This is a genomic window from Streptomyces sp. NPDC001668, assembly GCF_042893155.1.
Classification (GTDB): Bacteria; Actinomycetota; Actinomycetes; order Streptomycetales; family Streptomycetaceae; genus Streptomyces.
Map to the genome: position 1 here is coordinate 581,683 of NZ_JBIAUQ010000002.1, position 26,429 is coordinate 608,111.

The 26,429-nt window shown below is 71.9% G+C and carries 28 protein-coding genes; 8 read left to right on the forward strand and 20 right to left on the reverse strand.

The window, feature by feature from the left end; translation table 11 throughout:
- Nucleotides 1-695: 695 nt before the first annotated feature.
- Complete coding sequence (locus ACFYZ8_RS08100; RefSeq protein ID WP_359036884.1) at nucleotides 696-1,106, reverse strand: hypothetical protein; 411 nt, start codon at nucleotides 1,104-1,106, stop codon at nucleotides 696-698.
- 331 nt (nucleotides 1,107-1,437) lie between these two features.
- Here ACFYZ8_RS08100 and ACFYZ8_RS08105 point away from each other — a divergent pair, with 331 nt between their 5' ends.
- Together ACFYZ8_RS08105 and ACFYZ8_RS08110 are read left to right on the forward strand one after the other, a co-directional pair.
- A complete protein-coding gene (locus tag ACFYZ8_RS08105) occupies nucleotides 1,438-1,821 on the forward strand; it encodes a nuclear transport factor 2 family protein (RefSeq protein WP_359036886.1) in 384 nt (127 codons plus the stop codon).
- Nucleotides 1,822-1,907: 86 nt separating this feature from the next.
- On the forward strand, nucleotides 1,908-2,192 hold the full coding sequence (locus tag ACFYZ8_RS08110) for a DUF1905 domain-containing protein (protein WP_388531381.1): 285 nt from the start codon (nucleotides 1,908-1,910) through the stop codon (nucleotides 2,190-2,192).
- Between the two features lie 196 nt (nucleotides 2,193-2,388).
- Here ACFYZ8_RS08110 and mgrA read toward each other — a convergent pair whose 3' ends face one another.
- A complete protein-coding gene (gene mgrA / locus ACFYZ8_RS08115) occupies nucleotides 2,389-3,384 on the reverse strand; it encodes an L-glyceraldehyde 3-phosphate reductase (protein WP_359036888.1) in 996 nt (331 codons plus the stop codon).
- 118 nt (nucleotides 3,385-3,502) lie between these two features.
- Between mgrA and ACFYZ8_RS08120 the strand changes: the two genes are divergently transcribed.
- From ACFYZ8_RS08120 to ACFYZ8_RS08130, 3 genes are all read left to right on the forward strand, one after another.
- Entirely contained in the window at nucleotides 3,503-4,420 is a 918-nt protein-coding gene (locus ACFYZ8_RS08120; RefSeq protein WP_388531379.1) for a LysR family transcriptional regulator, read from the forward strand.
- 67 nt (nucleotides 4,421-4,487) lie between these two features.
- On the forward strand, nucleotides 4,488-5,987 hold the full coding sequence (locus ACFYZ8_RS08125) for a carotenoid oxygenase family protein (protein WP_388531377.1): 1,500 nt from the start codon (nucleotides 4,488-4,490) through the stop codon (nucleotides 5,985-5,987).
- A gap of 106 nt (nucleotides 5,988-6,093) precedes the next feature.
- Nucleotides 6,094-6,609 (forward strand): DUF664 domain-containing protein, encoded by a 516-nt coding sequence (locus tag ACFYZ8_RS08130; RefSeq protein ID WP_388531376.1) that lies wholly within the window; start codon nucleotides 6,094-6,096, stop codon nucleotides 6,607-6,609.
- On the opposite strand, the gene ACFYZ8_RS08135 is transcribed toward ACFYZ8_RS08130, so the two are convergent.
- Nucleotides 6,591-7,670, reverse strand: coding sequence for an adenosine deaminase (locus tag ACFYZ8_RS08135; protein ID WP_388531374.1), 1,080 nt, complete (start codon nucleotides 7,668-7,670; stop codon nucleotides 6,591-6,593). The two genes, ACFYZ8_RS08130 and ACFYZ8_RS08135, sit on opposite strands and share 19 nt — an antisense overlap.
- Before the next feature lie 42 nt (nucleotides 7,671-7,712).
- Nucleotides 7,713-8,105 carry a VOC family protein gene (locus tag ACFYZ8_RS08140; RefSeq protein ID WP_359036898.1) on the reverse strand — a complete coding sequence of 131 codons (393 nt, stop codon included), beginning with the start codon at nucleotides 8,103-8,105 and terminating at the stop codon, nucleotides 7,713-7,715.
- 298 nt (nucleotides 8,106-8,403) lie between these two features.
- Here ACFYZ8_RS08140 and ACFYZ8_RS08145 point away from each other — a divergent pair, with 298 nt between their 5' ends.
- Nucleotides 8,404-8,859 carry a pyridoxamine 5'-phosphate oxidase family protein gene (locus ACFYZ8_RS08145; RefSeq protein WP_388531372.1) on the forward strand — a complete coding sequence of 152 codons (456 nt, stop codon included), beginning with the start codon at nucleotides 8,404-8,406 and terminating at the stop codon, nucleotides 8,857-8,859.
- 17 nt (nucleotides 8,860-8,876) lie between these two features.
- On the opposite strand, the gene ACFYZ8_RS08150 is transcribed toward ACFYZ8_RS08145, so the two are convergent.
- The 3 genes from ACFYZ8_RS08150 to ACFYZ8_RS08160 are packed head-to-tail and all read right to left on the reverse strand — an operon-like array spanning nucleotide 8,877 to nucleotide 12,137.
- Nucleotides 8,877-9,782 (reverse strand): aldo/keto reductase, encoded by a 906-nt coding sequence (locus ACFYZ8_RS08150; RefSeq protein WP_359036902.1) that lies wholly within the window; start codon nucleotides 9,780-9,782, stop codon nucleotides 8,877-8,879.
- 28 nt (nucleotides 9,783-9,810) lie between these two features.
- Nucleotides 9,811-11,613, reverse strand: a complete 1,803-nt coding sequence (locus ACFYZ8_RS08155; protein WP_359036904.1) for a TIM barrel protein — start codon at nucleotides 11,611-11,613, stop codon at nucleotides 9,811-9,813.
- Between the two features lie 44 nt (nucleotides 11,614-11,657).
- Nucleotides 11,658-12,137, reverse strand: coding sequence for a hypothetical protein (locus ACFYZ8_RS08160; protein WP_388531370.1), 480 nt, complete (start codon nucleotides 12,135-12,137; stop codon nucleotides 11,658-11,660).
- A gap of 310 nt (nucleotides 12,138-12,447) precedes the next feature.
- On the opposite strand from ACFYZ8_RS08160, the gene ACFYZ8_RS08165 reads away from it, so the two are divergent.
- Complete coding sequence (locus ACFYZ8_RS08165) at nucleotides 12,448-13,242, forward strand: IclR family transcriptional regulator (RefSeq protein WP_388531368.1); 795 nt, start codon at nucleotides 12,448-12,450, stop codon at nucleotides 13,240-13,242.
- A 21-nt stretch (nucleotides 13,243-13,263) separates the two neighbouring features.
- On the opposite strand, the gene ACFYZ8_RS08170 is transcribed toward ACFYZ8_RS08165, so the two are convergent.
- The 6 genes from ACFYZ8_RS08170 to ACFYZ8_RS08195 form a co-directional block, all read right to left on the reverse strand.
- The gene (locus tag ACFYZ8_RS08170; RefSeq protein WP_359040307.1) at nucleotides 13,264-13,686 is read right to left on the reverse strand and encodes a PPOX class F420-dependent oxidoreductase; all 423 of its coding nucleotides are present in this window, start codon (nucleotides 13,684-13,686) and stop codon (nucleotides 13,264-13,266) included.
- Nucleotides 13,687-13,714: 28 nt separating this feature from the next.
- A complete protein-coding gene (locus tag ACFYZ8_RS08175; RefSeq protein ID WP_388531367.1) occupies nucleotides 13,715-14,599 on the reverse strand; it encodes an NAD(P)-dependent oxidoreductase in 885 nt (294 codons plus the stop codon).
- A gap of 93 nt (nucleotides 14,600-14,692) precedes the next feature.
- Nucleotides 14,693-15,436: a tRNA-dependent cyclodipeptide synthase gene (locus ACFYZ8_RS08180; RefSeq protein ID WP_388531365.1), complete on the reverse strand. Its 744-nt coding sequence runs from the start codon at nucleotides 15,434-15,436 to the stop codon at nucleotides 14,693-14,695.
- A 138-nt stretch (nucleotides 15,437-15,574) separates the two neighbouring features.
- Complete coding sequence (locus ACFYZ8_RS08185; protein WP_359040313.1) at nucleotides 15,575-16,897, reverse strand: aldehyde dehydrogenase family protein; 1,323 nt, start codon at nucleotides 16,895-16,897, stop codon at nucleotides 15,575-15,577.
- Between the two features lie 164 nt (nucleotides 16,898-17,061).
- On the reverse strand, nucleotides 17,062-18,231 hold the full coding sequence (locus tag ACFYZ8_RS08190) for an RNA polymerase sigma factor (RefSeq protein ID WP_388531363.1): 1,170 nt from the start codon (nucleotides 18,229-18,231) through the stop codon (nucleotides 17,062-17,064).
- 87 nt (nucleotides 18,232-18,318) lie between these two features.
- Entirely contained in the window at nucleotides 18,319-18,675 is a 357-nt protein-coding gene (locus ACFYZ8_RS08195) for a YciI family protein (RefSeq protein WP_388531362.1), read from the reverse strand.
- A 94-nt stretch (nucleotides 18,676-18,769) separates the two neighbouring features.
- Here ACFYZ8_RS08195 and ACFYZ8_RS08200 point away from each other — a divergent pair, with 94 nt between their 5' ends.
- Nucleotides 18,770-19,816: an acyl-CoA dehydrogenase family protein gene (locus tag ACFYZ8_RS08200; RefSeq protein WP_388531361.1), complete on the forward strand. Its 1,047-nt coding sequence runs from the start codon at nucleotides 18,770-18,772 to the stop codon at nucleotides 19,814-19,816.
- Here ACFYZ8_RS08200 and ACFYZ8_RS08205 read toward each other — a convergent pair.
- From ACFYZ8_RS08205 to ACFYZ8_RS08235, 7 genes are all read right to left on the reverse strand, one after another.
- On the reverse strand, nucleotides 19,813-20,637 hold the full coding sequence (locus tag ACFYZ8_RS08205) for an alpha/beta fold hydrolase (RefSeq protein ID WP_388531360.1): 825 nt from the start codon (nucleotides 20,635-20,637) through the stop codon (nucleotides 19,813-19,815). The two genes, ACFYZ8_RS08200 and ACFYZ8_RS08205, sit on opposite strands and share 4 nt — an antisense overlap.
- A 57-nt stretch (nucleotides 20,638-20,694) precedes the next feature.
- Entirely contained in the window at nucleotides 20,695-21,840 is a 1,146-nt protein-coding gene (locus tag ACFYZ8_RS08210; RefSeq protein ID WP_359040323.1) for an LLM class flavin-dependent oxidoreductase, read from the reverse strand.
- A 47-nt stretch (nucleotides 21,841-21,887) separates the two neighbouring features.
- The gene (locus ACFYZ8_RS08215) at nucleotides 21,888-23,081 is read right to left on the reverse strand and encodes an SfnB family sulfur acquisition oxidoreductase (protein WP_388532108.1); all 1,194 of its coding nucleotides are present in this window, start codon (nucleotides 23,079-23,081) and stop codon (nucleotides 21,888-21,890) included.
- A gap of 59 nt (nucleotides 23,082-23,140) precedes the next feature.
- The gene (gene ssuE, locus ACFYZ8_RS08220; protein ID WP_359040325.1) at nucleotides 23,141-23,695 is read right to left on the reverse strand and encodes an NADPH-dependent FMN reductase; all 555 of its coding nucleotides are present in this window, start codon (nucleotides 23,693-23,695) and stop codon (nucleotides 23,141-23,143) included.
- Nucleotides 23,696-23,757: 62 nt separating this feature from the next.
- Nucleotides 23,758-24,975, reverse strand: a complete 1,218-nt coding sequence (locus tag ACFYZ8_RS08225) for an acyl-CoA dehydrogenase family protein (RefSeq protein ID WP_359040327.1) — start codon at nucleotides 24,973-24,975, stop codon at nucleotides 23,758-23,760.
- A 13-nt stretch (nucleotides 24,976-24,988) separates the two neighbouring features.
- Nucleotides 24,989-26,098 carry a dimethylsulfone monooxygenase SfnG gene (sfnG, locus tag ACFYZ8_RS08230; protein ID WP_388531357.1) on the reverse strand — a complete coding sequence of 370 codons (1,110 nt, stop codon included), beginning with the start codon at nucleotides 26,096-26,098 and terminating at the stop codon, nucleotides 24,989-24,991.
- Between the two features lie 122 nt (nucleotides 26,099-26,220).
- On the reverse strand, nucleotides 26,221-26,304 hold the full coding sequence (locus ACFYZ8_RS08235; RefSeq protein WP_350760414.1) for a putative leader peptide: 84 nt from the start codon (nucleotides 26,302-26,304) through the stop codon (nucleotides 26,221-26,223).
- Nucleotides 26,305-26,429 lie beyond the last annotated feature (125 nt).

Genomic DNA, 26,429 nt, shown 5'->3' on the forward strand with positions numbered 1-26,429 from the left:
GGAGTGAAGGGCAGGGAGGGCAACTCAGCACACCGGAGCGCAGGCAGTGGTGCGCGTCGAGCCCGGGGATGAGGACCGGCGGGGCTCCGCGCACCTGGGCAAGGAGCAGCCACGCCGCTCAGGTCACGGGAGGGACGGGCGACGGTCCGCCTCAGGCATGGGCGCAAGGGCCGAGGCGCGCCTCGGATCGCGGGAGCGGCAGGCCGACGGGAGTGAAGGGCAGGGAGGGCAACTCAGCACACCGGAGCGCAGGCAGTGGTGCGCGTCGAGCCCGGGGATGAGGACCGGCGGGGCTCCGCGCACCTGGACAAGGAGCAGCCACGCCGCTCAGGTCACGGGAGGGACGTGCGACGGTCCGCCTCAGGCATGGGCGCAAGGGCCGAGGCGCGCCTCGGGTCGCGGGAGCGACAGGTCGACGGGGGGGAAGGTCAGGGAGGGCGGCTAAGCGCACCCGCGCGAGGCGCAGCCGCGTCGCTCGGGCCGCCGGAGTGAAGGGCGACGGTGCACCTCAGGCATGGGAGTTGCGGGCCGGTTGCGCCTCGGTCGCGGGAACGGCGGGCGGCCGCGGCTCGGGCGACGGGGATGAAGACCGGCGGCGGAACTCAGCGCACCGGGGGGGTGAGCCCTGAGCGCGGCTCAGGTCATGGGCGAAAAGGGCCCGCCCGGGCCAGGGGAAGGGCGGCCGCCGGGTCGGGTCAGGCCACCGGGGTGAAGAGCGGCGAGGTCATGCGGTGCATTCTCACCGCGTCGACGGACTCGGCGAGGAGTTCGTACTCCGTGGTGTCGTCGCTCGCGGCGATCCGGATCAGTCGGCCGGCCGCCAACTCGTCGGCGACCAGTTCCTGTTGGTACAGGTCGGCACACCAGGCCCGCATGACGGCGGGCACGTCGAGCACGGTGTCGGCGACCGGGGCGAGGGCGCCCGCCGGGAAGTACTCGGCCTCGGGCTGGGGGTCCAATCGGTCGGCGATCCACGAGGCCCGGTCCCGTAACCACCACAGGGCGAGGGCAAGGGTGGGCGCGCGATAGGTTCCGAGCGGTACACCGATGCGCCGCCCGTCGCAGATGCCGTACCCCGTGACATGGCACAGGAATTCGTCGTGCACGATCCACTCCCCCGCTTGCTTCGTTCGCCTGTCGGCAGGGCCTCGCTTTCCGTGCGGCTCGTGTGCGGTGCGCGCTCTTGCTGCTGTACGTGACGGCCACCTCGCTCGATGTGAAGGGCCTGTCAGTCGAGTATGTTCACTACTGAAACACTGTCACCACGTCTTTTTGGCCAGTCTCCTGGCATATTCACCGACACTCCTGGCCGAAATCTGACGGGTACACGTTCAAACGTCATGACCCGAGAGGTAATCGACGACCGCGGGCCGCGCGGGCAGGGTTGAGTCACCAGGTCCCACCAGCGCAGATGACCTCGACGGAGGCTGATTCCCCATGCCCGCGAACACAGACCGTTACGAGAGTGCCGTCGCCCGCTACTTCGAAGCCTGGAACGCACGGGAACCGGAGGCGCGCACGAAGGCGGTGGCGGCCGCCTGGGCGGTGGGGGGCGGTTACACCGACCCCCTCGCCGACGTGGTCGGCCACGACCAGATCGCCGCGGTGATCGCGGCGGCCCACGAGCAGTTCCCCGGTTTCACCTTCCGGGTGACCGGCTCCGTCCAGGGGCATCACGACACCGCGCGGTTCTCCTGGGAGTTGGTGAGCGACACCGACGACTCGGCCCCCGTCGCCGGATCCGACGTGATCACGCTGGCCGGGGACGGACGGATCAGGACGGTGTACGGATTCCTGGACCGAGTGCCCGCGGGAGCCTGAGGAACGGCCGCGATGAGTTTCTCCCTCGCCGGTGGTCTCTTGAAGGTGGCCCCTTGAAGAGGAGTCCGTCGGCGAGGGAGGACATCATGGCTGTCACCGGAAAAGTGGACGCGGAGTTCACCGCGGTCCTCACCAAAAGCCCTGAGAAGGGCAGCTGGACCTGTGTCCGCTGGCCCGCCTCCGTCGAGTTCTTCGGCACCCGCGGACTGGTGAAGGTCCGCGGGACGATCGACGGACACCCCTTCCGGAGTTCCTTCATGGCCCTCGGCGACGGCACCCACATGCTGCCGGTCAAGGCCGACGTACGGAAGGCCATCGGCAAGGAGGCCGGCGACACCGTGACCGTGCACATCGAGGAGCGGACCGGCTGATCAGTTCTCCACCACGGGGATGGCGAGGTACTCGTACTCCAGGAACTCGTCGATGCCGACCCGTCCGCCCTCGCGGCCGAGACCGGACTGCTTCATACGGCGGCTCTCCCACGGCCACAGGGTCAACGGGGCCTGGGCACCGGCCTGATGCCGGTGCCCGGTCCGTGCAGCTGTCCGCGCGTGACGGCCGCGCCCGTCACGCCTTGACGATCGCGTCGATCCTCGCCAGTTCCTCCGCGTCGAAGTCCAGGTTGGCGATGGTGCCCACGCTGTCCTCGATCTGCTTCGGGCTGCTCGCGCCGACGAGGGCCGAGGTGACGCGGCCGCCGCGCAGGACCCAGGCCAGGGCCAGCTGGGCGAGGGTCTGGCCGCGGCCCTTGGCGATGTCGTTGAGCTCGCGGAGCCGCTGGACCAGGTCCTCGGTGACCGCGTCGGAGTTCAGGAAGGGGCTGTCGCTCGCGGCCCGGGAGTCCTCGGGGATGCCGTCGAGGTAGCGGCCGGTGAGCAGGCCCTGCTCCAGCGGGGAGAAGACGATGGAGCCGACCTGCAGCTCGTCCAGCGCGTCGAGGAGGCCGCCGTCCTCGGGGCGGCGGTCCAGCATCGAGTAGCGCGGCTGGTGGATGAGGAGCGGGGTGCCCAGCTCGCCCAGGATGCGGGCGGCCTCACGGGTCTGCTCGGCCGAGTAGTTGGAGATGCCGACGTAGAGCGCCTTGCCCTGCTGCACCGCGGTGTGCAGCGCGCCCATCGTCTCCTCCAGGGGAGTCTCCGGGTCGGGGCGGTGCGAGTAGAAGATGTCGACGTAGTCCAGGCCCATCCGGGTGAGGCTCTGGTCCAGCGAGGAGAGGAGGTACTTGCGGGAGCCCCACTCGCCGTACGGCCCCGGCCACATCAGGTAGCCGGCCTTGGTGGAGATGATCAGCTCGTCGCGGTAGGACGCGAGGTCGGCCTTGAGGGCCTCGCCGAACGCGGACTCGGCGGCGCCGGGGGGCGGGCCGTAGTTGTTGGCGAGGTCGAAGTGGGTGACGCCGAGGTCGAAGGCGCGGCGCAGGATGGCCCGCTGGGTCTCGACGGTACGGTCCGCGGGGCCGAAGTTGTGCCACAGGCCAAGCGAGATCGCGGGCAGCTTCAGGCCGCTGCGTCCGGTGCGCCGGTAGGGCATCTCCGCGTAGCGGTCGGGGTGTGCGGTGTACAACGCGACTCCTGAGGGGTTGGCACGAGGGTCCTCAAATCCTCCGCCCACTCTTTCGCGACCTGGGGGCATTGGTCCAACAGAAGAATCCGATGGAATTAAGCGGATAGGCTTCTCAATCATGGAACTGCGCCATCTCCAGCATTTCGTGGCGGTCGCCGAGGACCAGCACTTCACCCGGGCCGCCGAGCGGCTCCTGGTGTCCCAGTCCGGGCTGTCCGCGTCCATCCGGGCGCTGGAGCGGGAGCTGCAGACCCCGCTGTTCGTGCGGACCACCCGCCGGGTCACGCTCACCCCGGCCGGGCGGGCCCTGCTGGGCGAGGCCGAGCGGATCCTCGCGCAGGTGCGTTCGGCGCACGAGGCGGTGGCCGCGGTGCAGGGGGTGCTGCGCGGGATGCTCGCGCTCGGCTCCGAGCAGTGCATCGCCGGGCTGCACGTGGCGGGACTGCTCGCGGCGTTCCGGCGGCAGCATCCGGACGTCGAGATCTGTCTGCGCCAGGCGGGCTCGGCCGCGCTGGCGGAGGAGGTGGCGGCCGGGCGCCTCGACCTGGCCTTCGCCGTGCGGGCGGCGCAGGAGGACACCGACCAGCTGCGCGTCGTACCGCTGTCGAGCGAGCCCATGACCGTGCTGTGCCATCCGAGCCACCGGCTCGCGGCCGTGGGCGCGGCCGTGACGCCGGAGGACCTGGACGGCGAGGTCTTCGTCGACTTCCATCCGGACTGGGGGCCGCGCCGCACCACCGACGCCGCCTTCGCCGACGCGGGCCTGCGCCGGAACGTCGCCCTGGAGGTCAACGACGTGCACAGCCTCCTCGACCTGGTGGACGAGAACCTCGGCGTGGCCGTCGTACCGCGCCACTTCCGGCACAAGCGGGCGTCGCTGACCGCACTTCCGGTGAAGGGAACCGGCGAGACCGTGTACGAGACGGTCGCGCTGCTTCCGCCCTCACAGGCCACCAGCCCGGCGGCCCGGGCGCTGATGTCCCTGCTGGAAACAGGGGGCTTGGGTACACCCCAGGACGGGGCCCACCCCTCCTGACCCGATCCGTCCCGCGCACCAGACTCCTGACCGTACCCGAGGACAACTACGGTCAGGAGTAAGGAAGATGACGGACCCCACACGACGGAACGTACTGCGCGGCGCGGCGGCGATCACGGCGGCGGGCGCGCTCGTCGGCACCGGAGCGGGTGCCCTGCCCGCCGCGGCGGCCACCGGGGCGGCACGCCGCTTCCCGTTCCTGGAAGGCGCGTTCAAGCCGGTCACGGAGGAACTGACGGCCTTCGACCTGCCGGTCACCGGCCGCATTCCGCGCGAACTGAACGGCCGCTATCTGCGCAACGGCCCCAACGTCCTGGGCCTGGAGGACCCGCGTGCCCACCACTGGATGCTCGGCGACGGCATGGTGCACGGCGTGCGGCTGCGCGAGGGCCGCGCCGAGTGGTACCGCAACCGCTGGGTGCGCTCCTCCCAGGTGGCGAAGAAGCTGGGCGAGCCCTACCCGCGTCCCGTGCCGCCGGACGACTTCCCGTGCAACACCCATGTGATCCCCTACCGGGGGCGGATTCTCGCACTCCAGGAGAGCGGTCCGCTGCCGTACGAGCTCGACGAGGAGCTGAACACCGTCGGCACCTACGACTTCCGGGGCACCCTGGAGGGCGCGTTCACCGCGCACACCAAGTTCGACGCGCAGGCCGGTGAGCTGCACGCGATCGCCTACTACCCGACCTGGGACCATGTGCGGCACCTGGTCGTGGACCCGAGCGGCCGCGTCTCGCGCACCACGAGGATCCCGGTGGCGGACGCGCCGATGATCCACGACTTCGCGCTCACCGAGAACCACGTGGTGATCCTCGACATGCCGGTCACCTTCGACCCGGCGGGCGCCGAACGCGGCGACATCGTGCCGTACGTCTGGAACGACCGGCATCCGGCCCGGGTCGGGGTGCTGCCCCGCAAGGGCGGCGCGGTCCGCTGGTTCGAGGTGGACCCGGTGTACTACTCGCACACCCTCAACGCGTACGAGGAGGGCTCGAACCTGGTCATCGACATGACCAACTTCGACGCCCCCTTCCTCGTGGCCGGCAACGGCTCCGGAGGCCCGTACGGGGCGGGCACCCCACGGCTGGACCGCTGGACGGTCGACCTGCGTCAGGGGCGGGTGCGGGTGCGGACCCTCGACGACCGGCCCCAGGAGTTCCCGCGGGTCAACGAGGCGCTGGTGTCCCGCCGGCACCGCTACGGCTACTCGGCGGCCTCCGCGGAGATGGCGGTGGCCTACCAGGCGGTCGACGGCAACCCGCCTCCCGACCGGGCGTTCAGCAACGCGCTCATCAAGCACGACCTGCTGCGGGGCACCTCACAGGTGCACCGGCTGCCGCGGGGCGCGGCGGCGAGCGAGGCGGTGTTCGTGCCGTCCGACCCCTGCGACGGGAAGGCCGCCGAGGACGACGGGTACGCGATCGCGTATGTGCACAACCCCGATCGCGGGGCCTCGGACCTGGTGATTCTCGCGGCCCAGGACTTCACGGGCGAGCCGGTGGCCCGGATCCATCTGCCGGGACGGGTGCCCCTGGGCTTCCACGGGAGCTGGATTGCCGACGCGTGACGCGGGACCAGGATTCCGACGCGTGACGCGGGAGCCGGATTCCGACGCGTGACGCGGGAGCCGGATTCCGACGCGTGACGCGGCGCGATGCGCGATGGTGGATGTCATGCATGCAAAGGACATCCTCATCGACGGTTTCGGCCGCATCCAGGAAGAAGTCCACGCCGCCGTCGAGGGCCTGACCCCCGACGACCTCATCCACCGTCCCGGTCCCGAGGCCAACTCCGTCGCCTGGCTGGTCTGGCACCTCACCCGCGTCCAGGACGACCACGTGGCCGGCGCCCTCGGCCTCGACCAGGTGTGGCTGACGCAGGACTGGGAGAAACGCTTCGGCCTGGACCTGAAGCCCCGCGACATCGGTTACGGCCACACCTCCGCGCAGGTCGCCAAGGTGCGGGTCGACTCGGCCGACCTACTGACCGGTTACTACGACGCCGTGCACGCCCAGAGTCTCGACGCCCTGCGCGGGCTGAGCGCCGGGGACCTGGAACGGGTCGTGGACGAGAACTGGGACCCGCCGGTCACCTTGGGCGTCCGGCTGGTCAGCGTCCTGTCCGACGATCTCCAGCACGTCGGACAGGCCGCCTATCTGCGGGGGCTGCTTCAGAGCGCGGCGTCGTAGCCCGGCAGGACGACGTCCTCGATGAGGGCCTTGCGCTCGTCGAACGGGATGAAGGCGCTCTTGAGCGCGTTCACCGTGACCGTGCGCAGGTCCTCGACCGTCCAGCCCGCCTCCTCGACCAGCAGGGACATCTCCCGAGTCATCGTCGTCCCCGACACCAGCCGGTTGTCGGTGTTGAGGGTGACCCGGAAGCCCAGGTCCTTCAGGGCCGTGATCGGGTGCTCGGCGATCGAGGTGGCGGCGCCGGTCTGGAGGTTGGAGGTGGGGCACATCTCCAGGGCGATACGGCGGTCCCGGACCCAGCCCGCCAGCCGGCCGAGCTTGCCGCCCGCGAGGTCGGGGATGTCCTCGGTGATCCGCACGCCGTGGCCGAGCCGCTGGGCGCCGCAGACCTGCACGGCCTGGTGGATGCTGGGCAGGCCGTGGGCCTCACCGGCGTGGATGGTGAAGGGCACGTTCTCGCGGCGCAGGTGCTCGAAGGCGGCCAGGTGGTCGGCGGCCGGGAAGCCGTCCTCGGCGCCCGCGATGTCGAAGCCGACGACACCGGCGTCCCGGAAGGCCACGGCCAGGTCGGCGGCCTCGCGCACCCGGTCGAACATCCGCATCCCGCACAGCAGGGTGCCGACCCGCACCGGGGTGCCCGCGGCGGCGGCCTTCGCCATACCGGCGGCCAGGCCCTCCTGGACGGTCTCGACGACCTCGGCCATGGCCAGCCCGCCCCTGGTGTTCAGCTCGGGGGCGTAGCGCACCTCGCCGTACACGACCCCGTCGGCGGCCAGGTCGAGGACGTACTCCTCGGCCGTGCGCAGCAGGCCCTCGCGGCTCTGCATGACGGCGAGGGTGTGCTCGAAGGTGGCTATGTAGCGCACCAGGTCACCGGAGTTGGCGGCCTCGAAGTACCAGGCGGCGAGCTCGTCCGGGTCGGTGGTGGGCAGGGTGTGGCCGACCTCGGCCGCGAGCTCCACCACGGTGGCGGGGCGCAGGCCGCCGTCGAGGTGGTCGTGCAGCACGGCCTTGGGGAGGCGGCGGATCAGGTCGGCGTCTACGCGCGTAGCGGTCATGGCGAGGTCTTTCTTCGAACGTCGAGCGGGGCGGCGGGAGGGTCAGTCGGCGGGCTGGAGCAGGTCCCAGCGGTTTCCGTACAGGTCCTGGAAGACGGCGACCGAGCCGTAGGGCTCGTGGCGGGGTTGCTCCAGGAAGGTCACGCCGGCGGCGAGCATCCGGGCGTGGTCGCGGGCGAAGTCGTCGGTGTGCAGGAAGAAGCCGACGCGGCCGCCGGTCTGGTCCCCCACCCGGCCCCGCTGGGCCTCGTCCTTGGCGCGGGCGAGCAGCAGGTCGGTGCCGCCTTCGCGCTCGTCCGGCCGGACGACGACCCAGCGGGAGCCGTCGGGGCGGGGGGTGTCCTCGACGAGCCGGAAGCCGAGGGCCCCGGTGTAGAAGCGGATCGCCTCGTCGTAGTCGTCGACGACGAGGGTGACCAGGGCGATGCGTCTCATCGGAACCTCTCGGGACGGGTGGTTGACGGGAGAGGTTATACGTAAAACTTCGGCGGCGCCAGTCCGGTTTTCGGGGCCCTCGGGGTGGCGCGGTCGGTGCGCTCGGCCGCCCGGCGGAGTCGTTGTCGCGCAGCGAAGTGGGCGACCGTCCACAGCAGCGGCAGGAACCACTGTGCGGCCCCGCCGACACCGGCCGGTCCGCCGGCCGAGGCCGCAAGGGGCAAACCCGCGCCTCGGCCGGTGGTCGTAGGGCCCCGGACCGAGGCGGCGGGGCCGGGCGGCCGGTAGCGTCCCGGCCATGACGATCACCGAGGGCCGCGGACCCGAAGAGCGCAAGCGTGACGTACTGGCCCGGCTGGAGCGGGAGACGGACATCTGGGTGGCCTCGGCGGACGCCGGCGGGCTGCCGTGCCTGGTCGCGCTGTGGTTCGTCTGGGACGGCGCGTCCGTCTGGCTGTCGACCCGGATCACCAATCCCACGGGCCGCAATCTGCGCGACGGCGGCCGTACCCGGCTGGCCTTCGGGGACACCCAGGACGTCGTGCTCATCGACGGGGACGTGCGGACGTACGGCGGGAAGGACGTGCCGGCCGCGGCGATCGACGCCTTCAGGGCGAAGACGGGCTGGGACCCGCGGGAGGACAGCGACTCCTACGCCTTCTTCCAGGTCCGCCCGCGCACGGTGCAGGCCCTCGACGGCGTGCACGAGATGCGCGGACGGCATGTCATGGAGGACGGTGTGTGGGTCGTCTGACTGGGCCGGGCGATCTCTCAAACGGCCTTCCGGTGCAGTGAGTTCAGGGTGTCCAGCTCTTCCTCGGTGAGTCTCAGCGCGCCCGCCGCGATGTTCTCGGCGAGATGGTCGGGGTTGCCGGTGCCGGGGATCGCCAGAACGTGCGGGCCCTGGGCGAGGGTCCAGGCGAGCCGGACCTGGGCGGGGGTCGCATCGTGGGCCCGTGCGACGGAGAGCACCGCCTCCTGGTGGGCGGTGGTGGCACCCTCGGGTCCGGCGTCCCCGGCGATCGCGTAGAACGGCACGAAGGCGATGCCCTGTTCACCGCAGATGCGCACCATGTCGTCGGTGAGCCGGTTGCGGGAGTCGAGCCCGAAGCGGTTCTGCACGGACACCACCGGCGCGATGGCCTGCGCCTCGGCGAGGTGGCGGGGCTCGACGTCGGAGATGCCGAGGTGCCGGATCAGGCCCTTGTCGCGCAGTTCGGCCAGGGCCCCGAAGTGCTCGGCGACCGAGTCCTGGCGCATCCGGCGCAGGTACACCAGGTCGAGGTGGTCGCGGCCGAGCTGGCGGAGGTTCTCCTCGACGTGGCCGCGCAGGTCCTCCGGCCGTGCCGAGGTGCCCCACTCCCCCGTGTAGTCCCGGAAGGGCCCGACCTTGGCGGCGATGACGAGGTCGTCGGGATACGGGGACAGCGCGCTGTTGATGATCTCGTTGGCGGAGCGCAGCGAGGAGAAGTAGAAGGCGGCGGTGTCGATGTGGTTCACGCCCAGCTCGATCGCCCTGCGCAGCACGGCGATCGACCGCTGCCGGTCGCTGGGCGTGCCGAAGTGGAAGGCCGCACTGCCCGTCAGCCGCATCGCGCCGTAGCCGACGCGGCTGACGGTGAGGTCGCCGAGTGTCCAGGTGCCTGCCGCGTCCGCGGTGATCGTTTCGGTGGTCATCGGCGGATCATGACACACCTCCGGCTTCTCACTGCCTGCCCTTGACGAACTCCTGCCTGCGCTGCGCGGCCAGCCGGACGGGGGCGTTGGCCGCGCCGAACCCCGCGTAGCCGCCGGTCCTCTGCACGAACTCGAAGAAGACATGGCCGACGGTCTCGGTGTAGCAGTGGCGGAACTCGCCGCCCCGCTCGTCGCGGTCGTAGAGGATGCCGAGCTCGCGGTACGTCTCCAACTCCCCCTCGGCGAACTCGAACCGGGCCTCCAGGTCGTCGTAGTAGTTCGCCGGGACGCGCAGCAGTCCTGCCCCTGCCGCCCGGACGCGGCGCACCGTGGCGACGAGGTCGTCGACGGCGAACGCCACGTGCCGGGCCCGGGGTTCGCCCCCCTCCTCCGCGGTGGGCGCGAGGTTGAGGACGAGCCGGGGCCCGTCGGTCGAGGCGGACAGGGCGCGGCTGCGGAACAGGCCGTAGGGGTCGGCGAGTTCGACGGTGTCGTGCGGGCTGAGGCCCAGCACCGTGCGGTGGAAGAGCACCGCCTCGTCGAAGTGCAGCCAGGGCTGGGTCAGCGCGAGGTGATCGATGGCGACGGTCTGCGCGGTCGCGCCCGCGGTCGTGTACGCGAAGTCGTCGGTCCAGCTGGGGAGTTCGGAGCGGCCGGTGGCGCAGAACAGGACTTCGGTGCCGTCGGGGGCCGCGATCGACTCCAGCGGAACGTCCTGTGCGGTACGGCGCTTGGGCAGGGCGGGCGCGAGCAGGGCTTCCGCCCGCCGCGCGGAGGCCGCCGGATCCGCCGTCTCCAGGCCTACGGCGGCCAGGGTGGTGTCGGTACGGCGGCCGGCGGTGCCCGCGTTGACCAGGATGCGGGCCTCGCCCTGTTCCCAGAGGTCGACGGGCTTGCCGTGATGGCGGGCGGTGCGGGTGAAGCCGAGAGCGGTGAGGAGTGCGCCGACGGGTTCGGGGTCGCTGGTGGCGAGTTCGGCGAAGGCGACTCCGGAGGGGATCACGGGGGCGGGGAGCGGGGAGACCCCGGCGCTCTCCTCCAGAGCCAGCAGGGAGCGCAGTCCGTCCAGCGCCGTGCGGCCCGCGTCCGCCTGGCGGAAGACGTCGTTGAAGACCTCCAGGGACAGGGGGCCGTCGTATCCGGCGTTCAGGACGTGGCGCAGGAGTCCGGCGACGTCGAAGCCGCCCTGGCCCGGGAAGCAGCGGTAGTGGCGGCTCCACTGGAGGACGTCCATGGCCATCAGCGGGGCGTCGGCGAGCTGGAGGAAGAAGATCTTGTCGCCGGGGATGTCCTCGACGCCCTTGGGGTCGGAACCCCTGGAGAGGATGTGGAAGCTGTCCAGGCAGGTGCCGAGCGCCGGATGGTCCGCGGCCTCGACGATCCGCCACGCGTGGTCGTAGGTGCTGACGTGCCGGCCCCACGCGAGTGCCTCGTAGGCCACCCGGATCCCGAACTCCTGGGCCAGGTCGGCGAGTCGGCTCAGCTGCTCCGCCGCGAGGGCGTCGTCGTCGAGCCCCAGCGGCGAGACGCTGGAGCAGACGAGGACGGTGTCGGCGCCGAGCCTGCGCATCAGCTCGAACTTGTGCCGGGCGCGCCGCAGGTTGCGGGCGAAGGTCTCCTCCGGGACGGCCTCGATGTCCCGCATCGGCTGGTAGAGGTCGATCCGCAGGCCCAGGTCGGCCGTGCGGGCGGCGATCTCCTCCGGCGGGAGGGGGCTCGCGAGGAGGTCGTTCTCGAAGATCTCGACGCCGTCGAAACCGGCCCGTGAGGCGGCCGTCAGCTTCTCGGTGAGGGTGCCGCTGAGGCAGACGGTGGCGATGGACCTGCGCAACCTCGCTCCCGAGGTCTCATGTGTGTTCGCAGAGGTCATGGGCATTACTCGCTCCCGAAGTCGATCCAGGTCTTCCCGGCCCGTCCCGCGGCGCCCGCGAAGGCCTCCCGCGCCCGGGTGAGCGGGAAGCGGGCGTCGATCACGGCTCCGGGACGGGCGTCGGGCAGGTCGGTCAGGGCGGCGGTGAAGTCGCCGGGGTGGTCGTAGATCATCGAGCCGCGCAGCACGAGCCGGCGCCGAACCATGTCGTCGGTGGTCGGCGGCAGCCGCTCGGCGTTCAGGCCGACGAGCACGACGGTGGCTCCGGGGGCGGCCCGGTCCACGGCGGGGCGCAGGGCCGGCGGGTGGGTGCGACGCCGAGGCGGGACAGGGTGAGGCACAGCAGGCCCTGGTCGTCGGCGCCGGCGCGACGACCAGGCGAGGTCCGCGTCGGCGGGGCCGTCGGGCACGGGGTGGACGAAGGGCCTGCCGCGTGGGTCGGCCGTCTCGATCCGTCCGGGTGCCGTGAGGACCGCTGCTTTCACTGAGACTCCCAAGCGACCACTAGATGGTCCTATTGATCCGCTGTGCGGTCAGCCTAGATGGCGTGGTCTCCCCGGACAAGGTGCGGCAGGCGGAAGGCAGGCCTCGGCACGGCGACGGGTCAACTGCGGGCCCGGACGTCCACTGTGCGGATCTCCAGGACCGTCCGGCGGGACAATACGGGGCGTACCTCTGATCGGCACCAAGGGCTTCGGCCCCCATTCTCTTCGGCGCTGCGGTTTCCCCGGTCCGCGCAGCGGACTACCGTCGGGATCAGCAGCAGCGGATTCACGGGGAACACGGAGGCAGCGGGTGAGCGAAGGACAGACGCGGGCGGGGATCGACGCCGACCAGCAGGCGGGCGGGGTGCGCAGTGTGCGCCGGGCCTTCGACATCCTCACCCTGCTCACCGAGGACCGGCCCGTCGTCACCCTGCGGGAGATCACCTCGGCGACCGGGCTCGCCAAGACGACCGCACTGCGTCTGGTGCAGACCCTGGAAGAGACCGGCCTGCTCGGCTCGCACCCGTCCGGCTACACCGCGGGGCCCGCGCTGTGGCGCTGGGCGTATCTCGCGCGCAGCCAGTGGGAGGTGCCGCAGGAGACCCGCAAGGTCATGCGGGACCTCGCGGACCGGCTCGGTGAGACCGTCAATCTGTTCGTCGCCCGGGGCGTCCACCGCATCTGCGTGGCCCACGAGGAGAGCCCGCACCCGCTGCGCCATGTCGTCGACGTCGGCGACGAGCAGCCGCTGTGGGCGGGCGCCTCCTCGAAGATCCTGCTGCGGGACGCCCCCGAGGCGTTCCTGCGCCGGGTCGCCGTCGCCTCACCGCAGGGCGAGGCACAGCTCGACCGGCTGCGGTCCTGGGTCACGGAGGCAGCCGGGCGGGGCTACGCCGTCAGCAGCAGCGAGTGGGACGAGGGGCTCACCGCCGTGGCGGTGCCCGTCACCGGCCGCACCGGCAAGGTCGTCGCCTCCCTCTCGCTCAGCGGCCCCAGCCACCGCTTCCCCTACGAGGCCGTCGAACGCTTCGCCGCGGAGCTCGCCGAAGGCGCCCGTCTCATCTCCGGCCAGGGTTTCAGCCACCCGCTGAGCAGCGACGCCTGACTCTCCCCTGCGGGTGGGGCGTCACCCCGAGGCCTGGTCGTTGTCCTTCATCTCGCCCCAGCCGTGCCAGCGCTCGACCTCGATCCAGGCGCTCACGCGGGCCCGGACCCGGTTCGGGTAGGGACGGCCGCCGTAGTGGGTGGAGAGGCGGTCGATGTCCGCGAGGTCCTCGTCGTCGTACGTCTCGGTCACGCGGCCGATGAGGGTGACGTGCGTGTACCAGTTGTCGGCGTCCAGCACGGTGAGGGTGACGCGCGGGTCGCTGCGCAGGTGCTTCAGCCGGACCCGGCCCTCGTCCAGGTTGACCAGGACACGGCCGTCCTCCCAGAGGTACCAGGTGGGCGTCGACACAGGCGTCCCGTCGGAGCGCAGGGTCGCCATCACGCAGGGGTTGGGGCGGCGCAGCAGTTCGACGGCTTCGGGGGGCAGCGGGGGCTTGGACACGAAAGAGTCCTCCTCGGGATCCTCGGGTTCAGGCGTTCTCGTCGAAGCTCGCATAGTAGGCGGCGGCCATGTCCTCGTCGCCGTGGCCTTGGGCGGCGGCGCGTTCGAAGCGCTCGGCGCTCGCGGCGGCCACGTCCAGGCGGACCCCGCCCCGCTCCCCGGCCTCGACGATCAGACGGGCGTCCTTGGCGGCGGTGGAGACGGCGAACTGGGCCGGTGACAACTGATCGTTGAGGACAAGGCCCGACTTGGCCCGCAGGTAGCCCATGTCGAGGGGGCCGCCGTCGATGGCGTCGAAGAAGCCCTGCGGGTCCACGCCGAGGGCCTTGGCGAGGGCGAGGGCTTCCCCGGCGGCGTTGGTCACCGCGAGCACCCAGCTGTTGGCGACCAGCTTCAGCCGGGTCGCGCTGCCCTCGGCGCCGTCCTCGCCGGTCCACACCGTGCGTGCGCCGACCGCGTCGAGGACGGGGGTCACGGCGGCGCGGCCGTCGACCGGGCCGGCCGCGAGGACCAGCAACTGGCCGGCCTCGGCGGGCTGGCGGGTGCCCAGAACGGGCGCGTCGAAGAAGACCAGCCGGTGCTCGCGGGCGAAGTCGGCCAGGTCGGCGATCGCCTCGATGCCGGCGGTGGTCGACTGCACCCACGCGGCGCCCGGGCGGAGCCCTTCGGCGGCGCGGCGCATGACGTCCAGGGTCGCGGGGCCGTCGTACAGCATGGTCAGGACGACATCGGCGTCGCGCACGGCCGCGGCGGGGCTGCCGGCGATCTCGACGCCGTCGGCGGCCAGCGGCTGCGCCTTGTCCGCGCTGCGGTTCCAGGCCCGGACGGTGTGTCCGGCGCGGACGAGGTTGCGGGCCATCGCGGCGCCCATGATGCCGGTGCCCAGGACGCTCACGGTGAGCTTGTCGGTCATGACGTCAACTCCCTGCGGGGGTGCGGATCTCTGTCGGTGTCGAGCTTGCCGGACGCGGCCCGGGCGAGCTCGTCCAGCCACGCCCGGGGGCGCTCACTCCGCCTTCGGAAGGGGTTCCACGGTGACGAATCCCTGTGTGTGCGCGGCCGGGAGCACGGCGTCGGGGCCGTAGAGGAATCCGGCGAGGGCCGGGGTGGCGCGGTAGGCGAAGACGGACGCCGGTACGCCGAGGACGGCCGGGGTGTCGAGGAGGAAGGGGAGTTCGCGGTCCAAGTACTCCGCGCCCGCGGCCAGTTGGCCGGCGGTCGGGGTCCAGTCGGCGGGCATGGTGGTGCGCAGCACGCCGGTGACCATGCGGACGCAGGTGGCGTGGAAGGCGGGCTGCTCAAGGTGCGCGCGGGCGACGCGCTCGAGAGCCGTACGGTAGGCCGGGGTGTCGTAGAAGTCGGAGAACCGCGCGGCATGCAGCCGGTCCGGGTCGATCCGCGCGGTGGTCACGGCGCGGGAGATCCGGTTGGCCGTCTGGCGTACGTCCCGGTGGGCGCGGGCGCGGGCGTGCCGGGGTTCGTATCCGCGGCCCAGGTAGGTGCGGGCGACGGTGTCGGCGTCGGGGTGGGCGATCTCGACCCGGGTGAAGCGGGCGGCGGCCCAGCGCAGCAGCGCGACGAGACGGTCCTCGGAGAAGTAGCCGTTGCCGGGGCTGATGCCGAGGAACACGTGGTGTCCGGCTTCCACGAGGCCCGCGCAGCGCTCGGAGAAGGGGGTGGCGAGGAAGCCGTCCCCGCTGCGGGCCGCGGTCGAAGATGCCCAGCCCGTCGGCATCGCCCAGTCGTGCATCGAGGATCCCCCGTCTTCCGCGCCACGAGTGCTGTCGTCGCCTTCAGGCTAGAAGCAAACGGTGGTTCCGCCGTCGCGGCACCCGCGGGGGTGCCCGGCGGGACCTCGGTCCGCCGGGTACCCCACCGCTTCCCGTGCCTAGCCGAGCGGCTTCTCCAGGATCGCCTTGCGGTGGCTGAAGGTCTCGATGGAGTAGCGGCCGTGGTAGTTGCCCATGCCGCTCTCCCCCACCCCGCCGAACGGCAGGTCGGAGACGGTGAGATGGGCGAGGGGCAGGCCGTAGCCGAGGCCGCCGGAGGAGGTCTCGTCGGCGATGCGGCGGCGGGTCGTGTCGGAGTCGGTGAAGACGTACAGCGCGAGGGGCTTGTCCCGGTCGTTGATGAAGTCGATGGCGTCGTCGAGGCCGGGGACGGTGACGATCGGCAGGATCGGGCCGAAGATCTCCTCCTGCATCACCGGGGACTTGGGGTCGACGTCGGCGAGGACGGTGGGCGCGATGTACTTGCTCGCCCGGTCGCTCGCGCCGCCGACGACCGTACGGCCGGAGTCGAGGAGGCCGGTGAGCCGGTCGAAGTGCCGTTCGTTGATGATGCGGCCGTACTCGCCCGAGTCGGCGGGGTCGCTGCCGTACACGGTCTCGACGGCGTTCTTCAGCAGCGGCTCCAGGGCGGCCGCCGTCTCCGGGTCGGTCAGGACGTAGTCGGGAGCGACGCAGGTCTGTCCGGCGTTGAGGAACTTGCCGCGGGCCAGCCGGTCGGCGACGACGGCGAGGTCGGCGTCGTGGTCGACGAACGCCGGGGACTTGCCGCCCAGTTCGAGGGTGACCGGGGTGAGGTGCTCGGCGGCGGCGCGCAGGACGATGCGGCCGACGGTGCCGTTGCCGGTGTAGAAGATGTGGTCGAAGCGCTCGGCCAGCAGGGCCGTGGTCTCCGGGATGCCGCCCTCGACGACGGCGACGGCGTCCGTGTCCAGGTAGGCGGGGAGCAGCCGGGCGACGGCGGCGGAGGTGGCCGGGGCCAGTTCGCTCGGCTTGGCGACCACCGCGTTGCCGGCGGCGAGGGCGCCGACCACCGGGGCGAGCAGCAGCTGCGCCGGGTAGTTCCAGGGGGCGATGACGAGGACCACGCCGAGCGGGTCGTACTGCGTCCGGGCGCTCGCGTCGGCGCCGAGGTGCGCCGGGACCGGGGCGGACTCGGGGCGCAGCCAGTCGGTGAGGTGGTCCAGGGTGTGGTCGATCTCGCGGATCGTGAAGTCGATCTCGGTGCGGAAGGCCTCGGTGGAGCTCTTGCCGAGGTCGGCGTGGAGGGCGGCGGCCAGTTCCGTGCCCTTCTCCGTGAGCATCTCGCGCAGACGGCGCAGCTGGGTCGTACGCCACTCGACGGGCTTCGTGCGGCCGCTGCGGAAGGTGGCGCGCAGTCGCGCCACGACGTCGGCGGGCTGCTCGGGGGCGGGGTGGTTCACTGGTGCCTCGCTGGGGTGTGCGGGCCTTGCGGCCTGGGTCTCGACGGTCAGATGTATATTGCAACCTTTTCGTGCCCGGGTAAATTCCGGACCGCCGTCACTACTTTCCGGGACCAGGTCACTCACTCCCCCGGACGCGCTCGGCAGCTGCTTCCGAGCCCACGTCACAGCGATCGGCGGCGGTGTTCGAGATAGGTGCGCTCGGCCGGGTTCCCGGTGAGTTCCGCGGCCTTCGCGTAGGCGTCCGCGGCTTCCGAGGCACGTCCGAGGCGGCGCAGCAGGTCGGCCCGGACGGCGTGCAGGACGTGGTAGCCGTCGAGGTCCAGCGCGTCCACCAGGGCGAGGGCGCGCGCGGGTCCCTCGGTCTCGGCCACGGCGACCGCGCGGTTCAGGGCCACGACCGGGCTCGGGGCCACCGCCATGAGCTGGTCGTACAGCCGGTGGACCTGCGCCCAGTCGGTGGGCGCGTCGCTGTGCACGGCCTGGACGGCGGCCTGGATCTGGTAGGGCCCCGGCCGGTTGCGGCGCAGACACCGCCGTACGAGTGACTGTCCCTCGGCGATGAGCTCCCGGTCCCATCGGGCCGGGTCCTGTTCGGACAGCGGTACGAGTGCGCCGCTGTGGTCGGTGCGGGCGCGTCGGCGGGACTCGACGAGCAGCATCAGCGCGAGGAGGCCGGTGGCCTCGGGCTCGTCCGGCATCAGTTCGGTCAGCAGACGGCCCAGGCGTACGGCTTCGGCGCACAGTTCGGGTGTGCCGTCGTAGCCCTCGTTGAAGATGAGGTAGACGACGGCCAGGACCCCTTTCAGCCGGTCGGGGAGGTCGGCGTCGCGGGGGACGCGGTAGGGGATGCGGGCGTCGCGGATCTTGGCCTTGGCGCGGACGAGGCGCTGGGCCATCGTCGGCTCGGGGACCAGGAAGGCGCGGGCGATCTGTGCGGTGCTGAGGCCGCCGAGCAGGCGGAGGGTGAGGGCGACCCGGGCCTGGGGGGCGAGCGCGGGGTGGCAGCAGGTGAAGATCAGGCGGAGCCGTTCGTCGCGCACGGGGCCCTCCTCGGGCGGTGCGTCGGGGGCGTGCAGCAGGGCGGCCTCGGCGTGGCGGGCCTCGCGGGTGGACTCGCGGCGCAGCCGGTCGATCGCGCGGTTGCGGGCGGTGGTGATGATCCAGCCGGCGGGGCTGGGCGGCACACCGGTCTCCGGCCAGCGCCGCACGGCCGTGGCGAAGGCGTCCTGGACCGCTTCCTCGGCGAGGTCGATGTCGCCGAGGAAGCGGACGAGGACGGCGACCGCGCGGCCGTACTCCTCACGGAAGACGCCCTCGATGTCGGGGGTCACGTGTCCTCCTCCGCCTCGCGGAAGGGCGCCTCGGTGTCCGGGGTCACCTGTCCTCCTCGCGGAGGACGGCCTCGACGGCCGGGGTCATCAGTCCTCGGACTGGTGCTGGAAGGGCCGCACCTCGATGGGCAGGGTGGTGGCCAGGGCCGCCTTGCGCCCCCACTCCAGGGCCGCGTCCAGGTCGGGTGCCTTCACGATGCACAGGCCGCCGAGCTGTTCCTTGCCCTCGGCGTACGGCCCGTCGGTGATCAGTACGTCGCCGTCGCGCGGCCGCAGCACGGTCGAGGAGTCGGGGCTGTGCAGTCCCCCGGCGAAGACCCAGGCGCCCGCCTCGCGCAGTTCCTGGTGGAAGGCGTCGAGCCGCTCGCCGATCTCGGCCAGCACCTCGGGGGCGGGCACCTCGTCCCAGCTGGGCTGCATGACGTTGAGCAGGTAGTACTGCATGTCGCTCTCCTCCTGTGAGTCTGTCTCACCTCCTACACGAACGGCACACCCCCGGATCGACACCGCGCGCGACGGGATCGGGAGAATCTTCCGCATGACCACCGCACCGCACCCGCTCCTCGCCTCCGCCCGCGCCCTCGCGGACAGCCTCCTCGCCCCGCACGCGGCGCGCGTCGACCAGGAAGGGGTGCCCGCGAGTCACCTCGCCGCGATCGGGCGTTCGGGTCTCCTCGGGGTGAGCGCGCCGAGGGAGTACGGCGGTGCGGACGCACCGGGCGCGGTGGCGCGGGAGGTCCAGGAGATCCTCGCCGGGGCGTGCTGCTCCACCTGGTTCGTGCAGACGCAGCACCACTCGCCCGTGCGGATCCTCGCGGGGTCCGCCCTGCCGGTGCGGGAGCGGCTCCTCGGGCCGCTTGCGAGAGGCGAACTCCTCGCGGGGATCGCGTACGCGCACGTGCGCGCCTTTCCACGGGTGCCGGTGCGGGTGACGGCCGAGCGGGGCGGCGTGCGCTTCGACGGAAGGGTGCCCTGGTACACGGGCTGGGGGCTGAACGACGTGATGCTGCTGGCCGGGGTGACGGAAGCCGACGAGGTGGTGTTCGCGTTCACCGAGGCACGCGAGCAGCCGGGACTGCGGGCCTCGGAGCCGATGCGGCTCGCGGCGCTCACCGCGGCCCGGACGGTCTCCCTGGAACTGGACGGGCTGTGGCTGCCCGAGGACGCCGTGGTGCTGCGCACTCCGCAGGAGGAGTTCGCGCTGGTGGACCGGCCTCGCAACACCAACGCCTCCCCCGCCGTGTTCGGGGTGGCGTACGCGGCTCTCCGGGTACTGGAGGAGGCCGGCGAGCCGGAAACCGCGGCATCCTTCCGCGGACGCCTCGACGAGGTGCGCGGGCAGGCCTACACCTTGGCCGAGCATCCCGTCCCGCATGAGCGCGTCGCGGAACGGCTGGCGCTCAAGACACGGTCGTACGACCTCATGCGGGCCGCCACGACCGCGGCCGTGGTGGCCGGCGGAGGCCGGGCCATGGCACTCGACGGCACGGCCCAACGGCTGTTCCGCGAGGGGATGTTCCTCCTCGTGCAGGGCCAGACGACCGAGGTGCGCCGCGCGCATCTGGACGCCCTGGCGCAGGTCTAGGCGAGGAAGTCGACGAGGGCGGCCGTGAGGTGTGCGGGGGCGTCCTCCTGGACGAGGTGGCCGGCTCCGGGGACGGTTTCGAGGCGTGCGCCCGGGATGCGGGCGACGAGTTCGTGCCCCTTTTCGAGGGGGATCCAGGTGTCGTCCTCGCCCCAGCACACCAGGGTCGGGACCGCGATCTCGCCGTACCGGTCCTGCACCTCGTCGGTGTAGCGCTGGTCGGCCTGGGCGATCTGGCGGTAGAAGGCCGGCTGGCCGGTGCCGCCGAGCCAGGGTTCGACGAGCCGGTCGTGGACGGCGGGGTGCAGGCCGGGGCTGCTGGCCGAGCTGACGTACTCGCGGACCAGGGCCCGGTGCAGGGCGGGCGGCAGTTGGTCGAACACGTCGGAGTGCCCGCCGACGAGCCGGAAGAACGGCGTTCCCCAGGGGGCCAGCGCGACCGGATCGACGAGGGCGAGGCAGTGGTAGCGGGCGCCGTGCAGCAGATGGGCGCGCAGGGACACCGCACCGCCGAAGTCGTGCGCCACCACGCGGGGCCGCTCCAGACCCCAGTGCGCCAGGAGTTCGGTGAAGACCCTGCCCTGGGCGGCCAGGGAGACGTCCTGGCCGGCGGACTTCTCGGAGGTCCCGTAGCCGGGCATGTCCCACACGAACACCTGGTGGCGGCGGGCCAGGGCGCGGGCCGCGGCACGCCACACGTAGGAGGAGAAGGGCGTGCCGTGGAGGAGGACCACGGGGTCGCGGCCCGGGTCCCCGAGACTGTCCCAGCGGACCTCACCGGAGCTGCTGCGGAAGGTCCTGGTCAACTGCCAGTCGCTCACGGGCTGTTCCTCTCGACGATGGCGCAGGTCGAGCCCGTGAGCGTACGCGGTGAGGCTCTAGTTCGCGAACGGCACCTGCGCCGAGGGCGCGACCCGCTCCCCGAACGGGTGCTGCCACAGGCCCTGCTGGGCGAGGCGCGGCAGGACTCCCTCGCCGAACCAGTACGCCTCCTCCAGGTGGGGGTAGCCGGAGAGCACGAACTCGTCGATACCGAGGGCCTGGTACTCCTTGATCCGCTCGGCGACCTCGTCGTGGCTGCCGACCAGCGCGGTGCCCGCGCCGCCGCGCACCAGGCCGATACCGGCCCACAGGTTGGGGTGGATCTCCAGGCCGTCGCGGCCACCGCCGCCGTGCAGGGCGAGCATCCGCTGCTGCCCCTCGGACTCGCTGCGGGCGAGCCCGGCCTGTACCGACCTGACGGTCTCGGGGTCGAAGCCCGCCAGGAGGCGGTCGGCCTCGGCCCAGGCCTGTTCGGAGGTGTCCCGCGTGATGACGTGCAGGCGGATCCCGAAGCGCAGGGTGCGGCCCTCCGCGGCCGCGAGCCGCCGGATCCAGGCGATCTTCTCGGCGACCTGCGCGGGCGGCTCGCCCCACGTGAGGTACACGTCGGCGTACTTGGCGGCGACCTCGCCGGCGATGGGCGAGGACCCGCCGAAGTACACCTCGGGCACCGGGTCGGGAACCCGCGCCAGCTTCGCGTCCTCGACCTGGAGGTGCTCACCGTGCAGGTCGACGGTCTTGCCCTCCCACAACCCCCGTACGACGTTCAGGAATTCGCCGGTACGCCGGTAGCGGGCGTCCTTGTCGAGGAAGTCCCCGTAGGCCCGCTGCTCGTGGCTCTCCCCGCCGGTGACCACGTTCAGCAGCAGCCGCCCGCCGGTCTGCCGCTGGAAGGTGGACGCCATCTGGGCGGCGAGCGTGGGCGAGACGAAGCCGGGCCGGAAGGCGACCAGGAACTTCAGCCGCTCGGTGTTCTGGCTGACCATCGCGGTGGTGAGCCACGCGTCCTCGCACCAGGCGCCGGTGGGCGTGAGGGCTCCCACGAACCCCAGGTCCTCGGCGGCCCTGGCGATCTGGCTCAGGTAGGCGACCGTCGGCGGCCGGTCCCGCCCGGAGACGGTGGCGGGCGTGCCGTGGCCACCTCCGACGACATGGCGGCTGTCGCCGTTGGTGGGCAGGAACCAGTGGAAGGTGAGGGACATCTGGATGCTCCGATCGGGGAGGTCCGCTGTTCGGTGTTAGCTGTTCGTCAGAGGAGGCCGTGGCGCGGCGGCCGGGTGCCGTTGAGCACGTATCTGCCGATGTGCTGGACCTTCCAGCGGGCCGGGTCGTGCAGGGTGTGGGTGCGGGCGTCACGCCAATGGCGGTGCAGATTGAGGGAGTTGAGGGCCGAGCGGGTTCCGGACACCTCGAACAGGGCGCTCGCCACCTCCACCGCCGCCTGGGCGGCCTGCACCTTGGCGGCGGCGACCGCGATGGACGCCTCGGCCGCCGAGTCGTCGGTGAGATCGGCCCGGGCGGCCTCCACCGCCCGCGCGGCCTCCCGCAGCAGGGCCTCCGACGCCCTCACCTGGACGGCGAGTTCACCGAAGCGCTGGATCAGCAGCGGGTCCTCGGCGGCCGTCTCGACGCCGCTCTCGAACCAGGGGCGGCTCTTCGTCCGGACGAACTCGGCGGCCTCCGCGAGCGCTCCCCCGGCGATCCCGGCGTCGATCGCGGCGTGCAGCAACTGCGCTACCGCGCCGTGGAGTTGCGGGCCCTCGAAGGTGAGGTGGTGGGGCAGGACCCGGTCGGCCGGGACCTCGACGCCTTCGAGACGGACGGTGCCGCTGGCCGTCGTACGCTGACCGAGGCCGTCCCAGTCGTCGATCACCGTGAGGCCCGGCGCGTTGCCGGGCACGTAGGCGACGTGCAGGTTGTCGTCCTCGGCGCGGGCCAGCACGGGGATCCAGTCGGCGAACAGGGCACCGGTGGAGTAGTGCTTGACGCCGTCGAGGCGGTAGGAGCCGTCCGCCCTCCGGTGCAGCCGGGTGCGGATGTCCTGGACGTGCTTGGTGCCGGCCTCGGACTGGGCGTTGCCGAAGCGGCGGCCGGCGAGCAGCTCGGCGAAGAAGAACTTGTGCTGCTCGTCGGTGCCCTGACGCCTGATCACGTTGACGTAGGCGAAGTGGCTCTGCGGGATCTGGGCGAGGCTCGCGTCCGCGGCGGCGAGCAGCCGGAAGATCTCGGCGAGCGTGGGCGCGCTCACGTCGGCGCCCCCGTGGTCGGCGGGGACGGTGACGGCGAGCAGTCCGGAGGCGGAGAGTCGGTCCAGCTCCTCGCGGGGGAGCCTGCGTTCCGCGTCTCTGGCGGAGGCGCCCGCGCGGAACTCCTCGGCGAGCGACGCGGCGACCGCGAGGGCCTCCGCGTCGTCGGCGATCACATGGGCGGCCTGGACGGCCAGGGTGGCCTGGGTCTCCTGGATGGCGTGGGGGGCCTGGGTGGCCTGGGTCGTCGCCACGGTCAGCCCGCCGCCGCCAGCACCGGCCGACGTCCCAGCGCGGTCGAGAACTGGTCGACGACCTGGGTGAGCGCCTCGGTCGCGGTGGGTGCGACGGTCAGTGAGCCGTCCTCGTGCACGCTGATGTCCTTGTCGAGGGTGAACCAGCCCTGCACGATGTGGGCGGCGCCCATGGAGCTGAGGACCGGCCGGAGTGCGTAGTCGATGGCCAGGACATGGGCGGTGGAGCCGCCGGTGGCCAGGGGCAGCACGGTCTTGCCGGCCAGGGCGTACTGCGGGAGCAGGTCCAGGAGGGCTTTGAGGACTCCGGAGTAGGACGCCTTGTAGACCGGGGTGCCGACCACGACCCCGTCGGCGCGCGCGAACAGTTCGGTGGCCTCGACGATCGCCGGGTGCCGGAAGTCGGCGCCGAGCAGGGCCTCGGCGGGGATGGTGCGGACGTCGAGCGGGATCACCTCGTGGCCCTGGGCGGCGAGGCGCCGGTCGAGGTGGCGCAGCAGGCGGTTGGTCCGGGAGGAGGCGGAGGGGCTGCCGGAGACGGACAGGACGGTGGCCATGGGGTCCTCTTTCGGGAGGAGGGGCGCCCCCTGTTCAGGAGGGGGCGCCCCAGGGGAGCGGGTCAGGAGTACCAGGTGGGTTCGGGCAGCTCGCCCACGAGGACCCAGCGGCCGACCTCGCGCCGCTTGTACGCGACGGGGTCGTGGAGGGTGTGGGTGCGGACGTTGCGCCAGAACCGGTCCAGGCCCTCCGAGGTGGCCGTGGAGCGGGCGCCCGTCACCTCGAAGATCCGGCCGGCGATCTCCAGGGCCACGTCGGTGGCGCGGGCCTTGACGGCGGCCACCCGGACCTCGAAGTCGCCGCGCGTCTGCTCGGTGACCGCGTCCGGGTCGTCGTGCAGCCGCTGCCCCTCGGCGGCGACGGCGTCGGCGAGGGCCTCGGCCGCCCAGAGCTTGGCGGTGAGGTCGCCGTAGATGTCGATGACGTACGGCTCGTCCACCGCGCGCTCGAAGCCGCCGTGCAGCCAGGAGCGGGACTTCTCGCGGGTGTAGGTGGCGGCCGTCTCCAGGGCTCCGCCCGCGATGCCCAGGTAGAAGTTGACGAAGACCAGCTGGATGGTGGGGACGTTGAGGGTGTTGTAGACGCGCGGCTGGAACACCTTGTCGACGTATCCGGCCGCCGACGACCAGGGCGTACGGACGCCGTCGAGGGTGACGCCGCCGCTCTCGGTGAGGCGCTGGCCGATGTTGTCCCAGTCGTCGTGGAAGGTCAGGCCCTCGGAGTCGGAGGGCACGATCGCGAAGATGTGCTGGTCGGTGCCTTCCAGGACGCCTTCGAGGACGGTGACGTCGGAGACCTTGCTGCCGGTGGAGAAGGTCTTGCGGCCGGTGTAGACGAGGTCGTCGCCGTCCTCGGTGACGACGACGTCCTTGTCGCGCGGGTTGACCGCGCCGCCGAAGAACCAGCGGTTCCGGGAGGCCTCGGCCTCCACGTGCTCCCACTGTTCGCGGGTACCGACCAGGCGGGCGGCCCAGAACCACAGGTAGTGGTAGCCGAGGAGCTGGCCGATGGAGCCGTCGGCCTTGGCGATCTCGCGGACGACCCGGTAGGCGGTGGGCCAGTCCTGGCCCCCGCCGCCGTGCTCGGTGGGGCCGAGGAGGGTGACGAGGCCCGCGTCCTTGAGGAGCTGGACCTCGGCGTACGGGGTGGCGCCCGCGCGGTCGCGCTCGGCGGCGTCGGTGGCGAGGACGGCGGCGACCTCGGCGGCGCGGGCGATCCAGTCCTGAGCGGTCTCGGGGGCGGGACGGGTCTGCCAGTCGGTGTGGGTGGCGGTGCTCATGTCGGTGGCCTCCTCAGGCGTGGGCGGGGACGGACTCGGGGAGCTGGGCTTCCAGTTCGCGGACGAGCGGCAGCACCCGCTTGCCGAAGTACTCGACCTCCTCGTGGTAGTGCAGGAAGCCGAGCAGGAGGAGGTCCACGCCGAGCTTCTTGTAGGCGACGATCCGCTCGGCGACCTGCTCCGGGGTGCCGATGAGGCCGGTGCGGAAGCCGTCGTTGTACTGGACGAGGTCCTCGAAGGAGGAGTCCTGCCACATGCCCTTCTTGTCGCCGGTGGACTGGCCGGCCTGCTTGACGGCGGCGCCGAAGCCCTCGACGGCCTCGTGGTCGGCCTTGGCGACGATCTCCCGGAGGGTCTCGCGGGCCTCGGCCTCGGTGTCCCGGGCGATGAGGAAGCCGTTGAGGCCGAACTTCGGGGCGGTGCGCCCGACTTCGGCGGCCGACTTGCGGACGTCCGTGAGCTGCTCGACGACTCCGTCGAAGTCCTTGCCGTTGGAGAAGTACCAGTCGGAGACCCGGCCGGCCATCCGGCGCGCGGCGGTGGAGTTGCCGCCCTGGAAGATCTCCGGGTGCGGCCGCTCGTCGGTGTTGAGCGGTTTGGGCTTGAGGGAGAAGTCGCGCAACCGGTAGAAGTCACCGGCGAGTTCGGCGTGGTCCTCCGTCCAGATCTTCCGCAGGGCGGTGATGAACTCCTCGGAGCGCCGGTAGCGCTCGTCGTGCTCCAGCCAGGGCTCGCCGAGGGCGGTGAACTCGCCCTTGAACCAGCCCGACACGACGTTGACGGCGAAACGGCCCTTGGAGAGGTGGTCGGCGGTGGCGCCCAGCTTGGCGAGGACGCCGGGGTGCCACAGGCCGGGGTGGACGGCGGCGATGACTTTCAGGCGCTCGGTGGCGAGCAGCAGGGCGAGGCTGAAGCTGGTCGACTCGTGCTGGTACTCGGCGCCGTAGCTGGCCATGTAGCGGACCTGGCTGAGGGCGTACTCGAAGCCGTTGTTCTCGGCGAGGACGGCGAGTTCGCGGTTGTAGTCGTAGCCCCAGTCGGTGCGCTGCTCGATCCTGCTGGTGACGAGTCCCCCGCTGACGTTGGGGACCCAGTAGGCGAATTTGACGGGCGCGGCAGGCATGCGTGACTCCTGTTGCGGAATGTTTTCGGGCACGCCGAATTCAAGGGGTGCGCGGGTGCGCGGAATTCAGGCGTGGAACTCTCGAAAAGAAGGGAAAGCGCGGCGGATCGCAGGGAGGTTGATCAGGCCGCGGCGCAACAGGAGGCGCTGGAGACGCGCGCGAGGTCGACATGGCGTCGCCGCGTGAGGTCCAGTCGCATCTTCATGCCGTCGATCGTGACAGCCGTCCGCGAGAGGCGTCAAGGAAAACCCGACCGGTCTCGTATCGCGGACCATTGAATTTCACGAACGTGTGACAGGGAAACCCTTGAACCGGGCGGGAAATGGCCCG

What these genes read in the sequence shown, in the direction of transcription:
- ACFYZ8_RS08105 (WP_359036886.1), top strand. Translation starts at nt 1,438, where the DNA reads ATGCCCGCGAACACAGACCGTTACGAGAGTGCCGTCGCCCGCTACTTC.
- ACFYZ8_RS08110 (WP_388531381.1), top strand. Translation starts at nt 1,908, where the DNA reads ATGGCTGTCACCGGAAAAGTGGACGCGGAGTTCACCGCGGTCCTCACC.
- ACFYZ8_RS08120 (WP_388531379.1), top strand. Translation starts at nt 3,503, where the DNA reads ATGGAACTGCGCCATCTCCAGCATTTCGTGGCGGTCGCCGAGGACCAG.
- ACFYZ8_RS08125 (WP_388531377.1), top strand. Translation starts at nt 4,488, where the DNA reads ATGACGGACCCCACACGACGGAACGTACTGCGCGGCGCGGCGGCGATC.
- ACFYZ8_RS08130 (WP_388531376.1), top strand. Translation starts at nt 6,094, where the DNA reads ATGCATGCAAAGGACATCCTCATCGACGGTTTCGGCCGCATCCAGGAA.
- ACFYZ8_RS08135 (WP_388531374.1), bottom strand. Translation starts at nt 7,670, where the DNA reads ATGACCGCTACGCGCGTAGACGCCGACCTGATCCGCCGCCTCCCCAAG.
- ACFYZ8_RS08140 (WP_359036898.1), bottom strand. Translation starts at nt 8,105, where the DNA reads ATGAGACGCATCGCCCTGGTCACCCTCGTCGTCGACGACTACGACGAG.
- ACFYZ8_RS08145 (WP_388531372.1), top strand. Translation starts at nt 8,404, where the DNA reads ATGACGATCACCGAGGGCCGCGGACCCGAAGAGCGCAAGCGTGACGTA.
- ACFYZ8_RS08150 (WP_359036902.1), bottom strand. Translation starts at nt 9,782, where the DNA reads ATGACCACCGAAACGATCACCGCGGACGCGGCAGGCACCTGGACACTC.
- ACFYZ8_RS08175 (WP_388531367.1), bottom strand. Translation starts at nt 14,599, where the DNA reads ATGACCGACAAGCTCACCGTGAGCGTCCTGGGCACCGGCATCATGGGC.
- ACFYZ8_RS08180 (WP_388531365.1), bottom strand. Translation starts at nt 15,436, where the DNA reads ATGCACGACTGGGCGATGCCGACGGGCTGGGCATCTTCGACCGCGGCC.
- ACFYZ8_RS08195 (WP_388531362.1), bottom strand. Translation starts at nt 18,675, where the DNA reads ATGCAGTACTACCTGCTCAACGTCATGCAGCCCAGCTGGGACGAGGTG.
- ACFYZ8_RS08200 (WP_388531361.1), top strand. Translation starts at nt 18,770, where the DNA reads ATGACCACCGCACCGCACCCGCTCCTCGCCTCCGCCCGCGCCCTCGCG.
- ACFYZ8_RS08210 (WP_359040323.1), bottom strand. Translation starts at nt 21,840, where the DNA reads ATGTCCCTCACCTTCCACTGGTTCCTGCCCACCAACGGCGACAGCCGC.
- ssuE (WP_359040325.1), bottom strand. Translation starts at nt 23,695, where the DNA reads ATGGCCACCGTCCTGTCCGTCTCCGGCAGCCCCTCCGCCTCCTCCCGG.
- ACFYZ8_RS08225 (WP_359040327.1), bottom strand. Translation starts at nt 24,975, where the DNA reads ATGAGCACCGCCACCCACACCGACTGGCAGACCCGTCCCGCCCCCGAG.
- sfnG (WP_388531357.1), bottom strand. Translation starts at nt 26,098, where the DNA reads ATGCCTGCCGCGCCCGTCAAATTCGCCTACTGGGTCCCCAACGTCAGC.
- ACFYZ8_RS08235 (WP_350760414.1), bottom strand. Translation starts at nt 26,304, where the DNA reads ATGAAGATGCGACTGGACCTCACGCGGCGACGCCATGTCGACCTCGCG.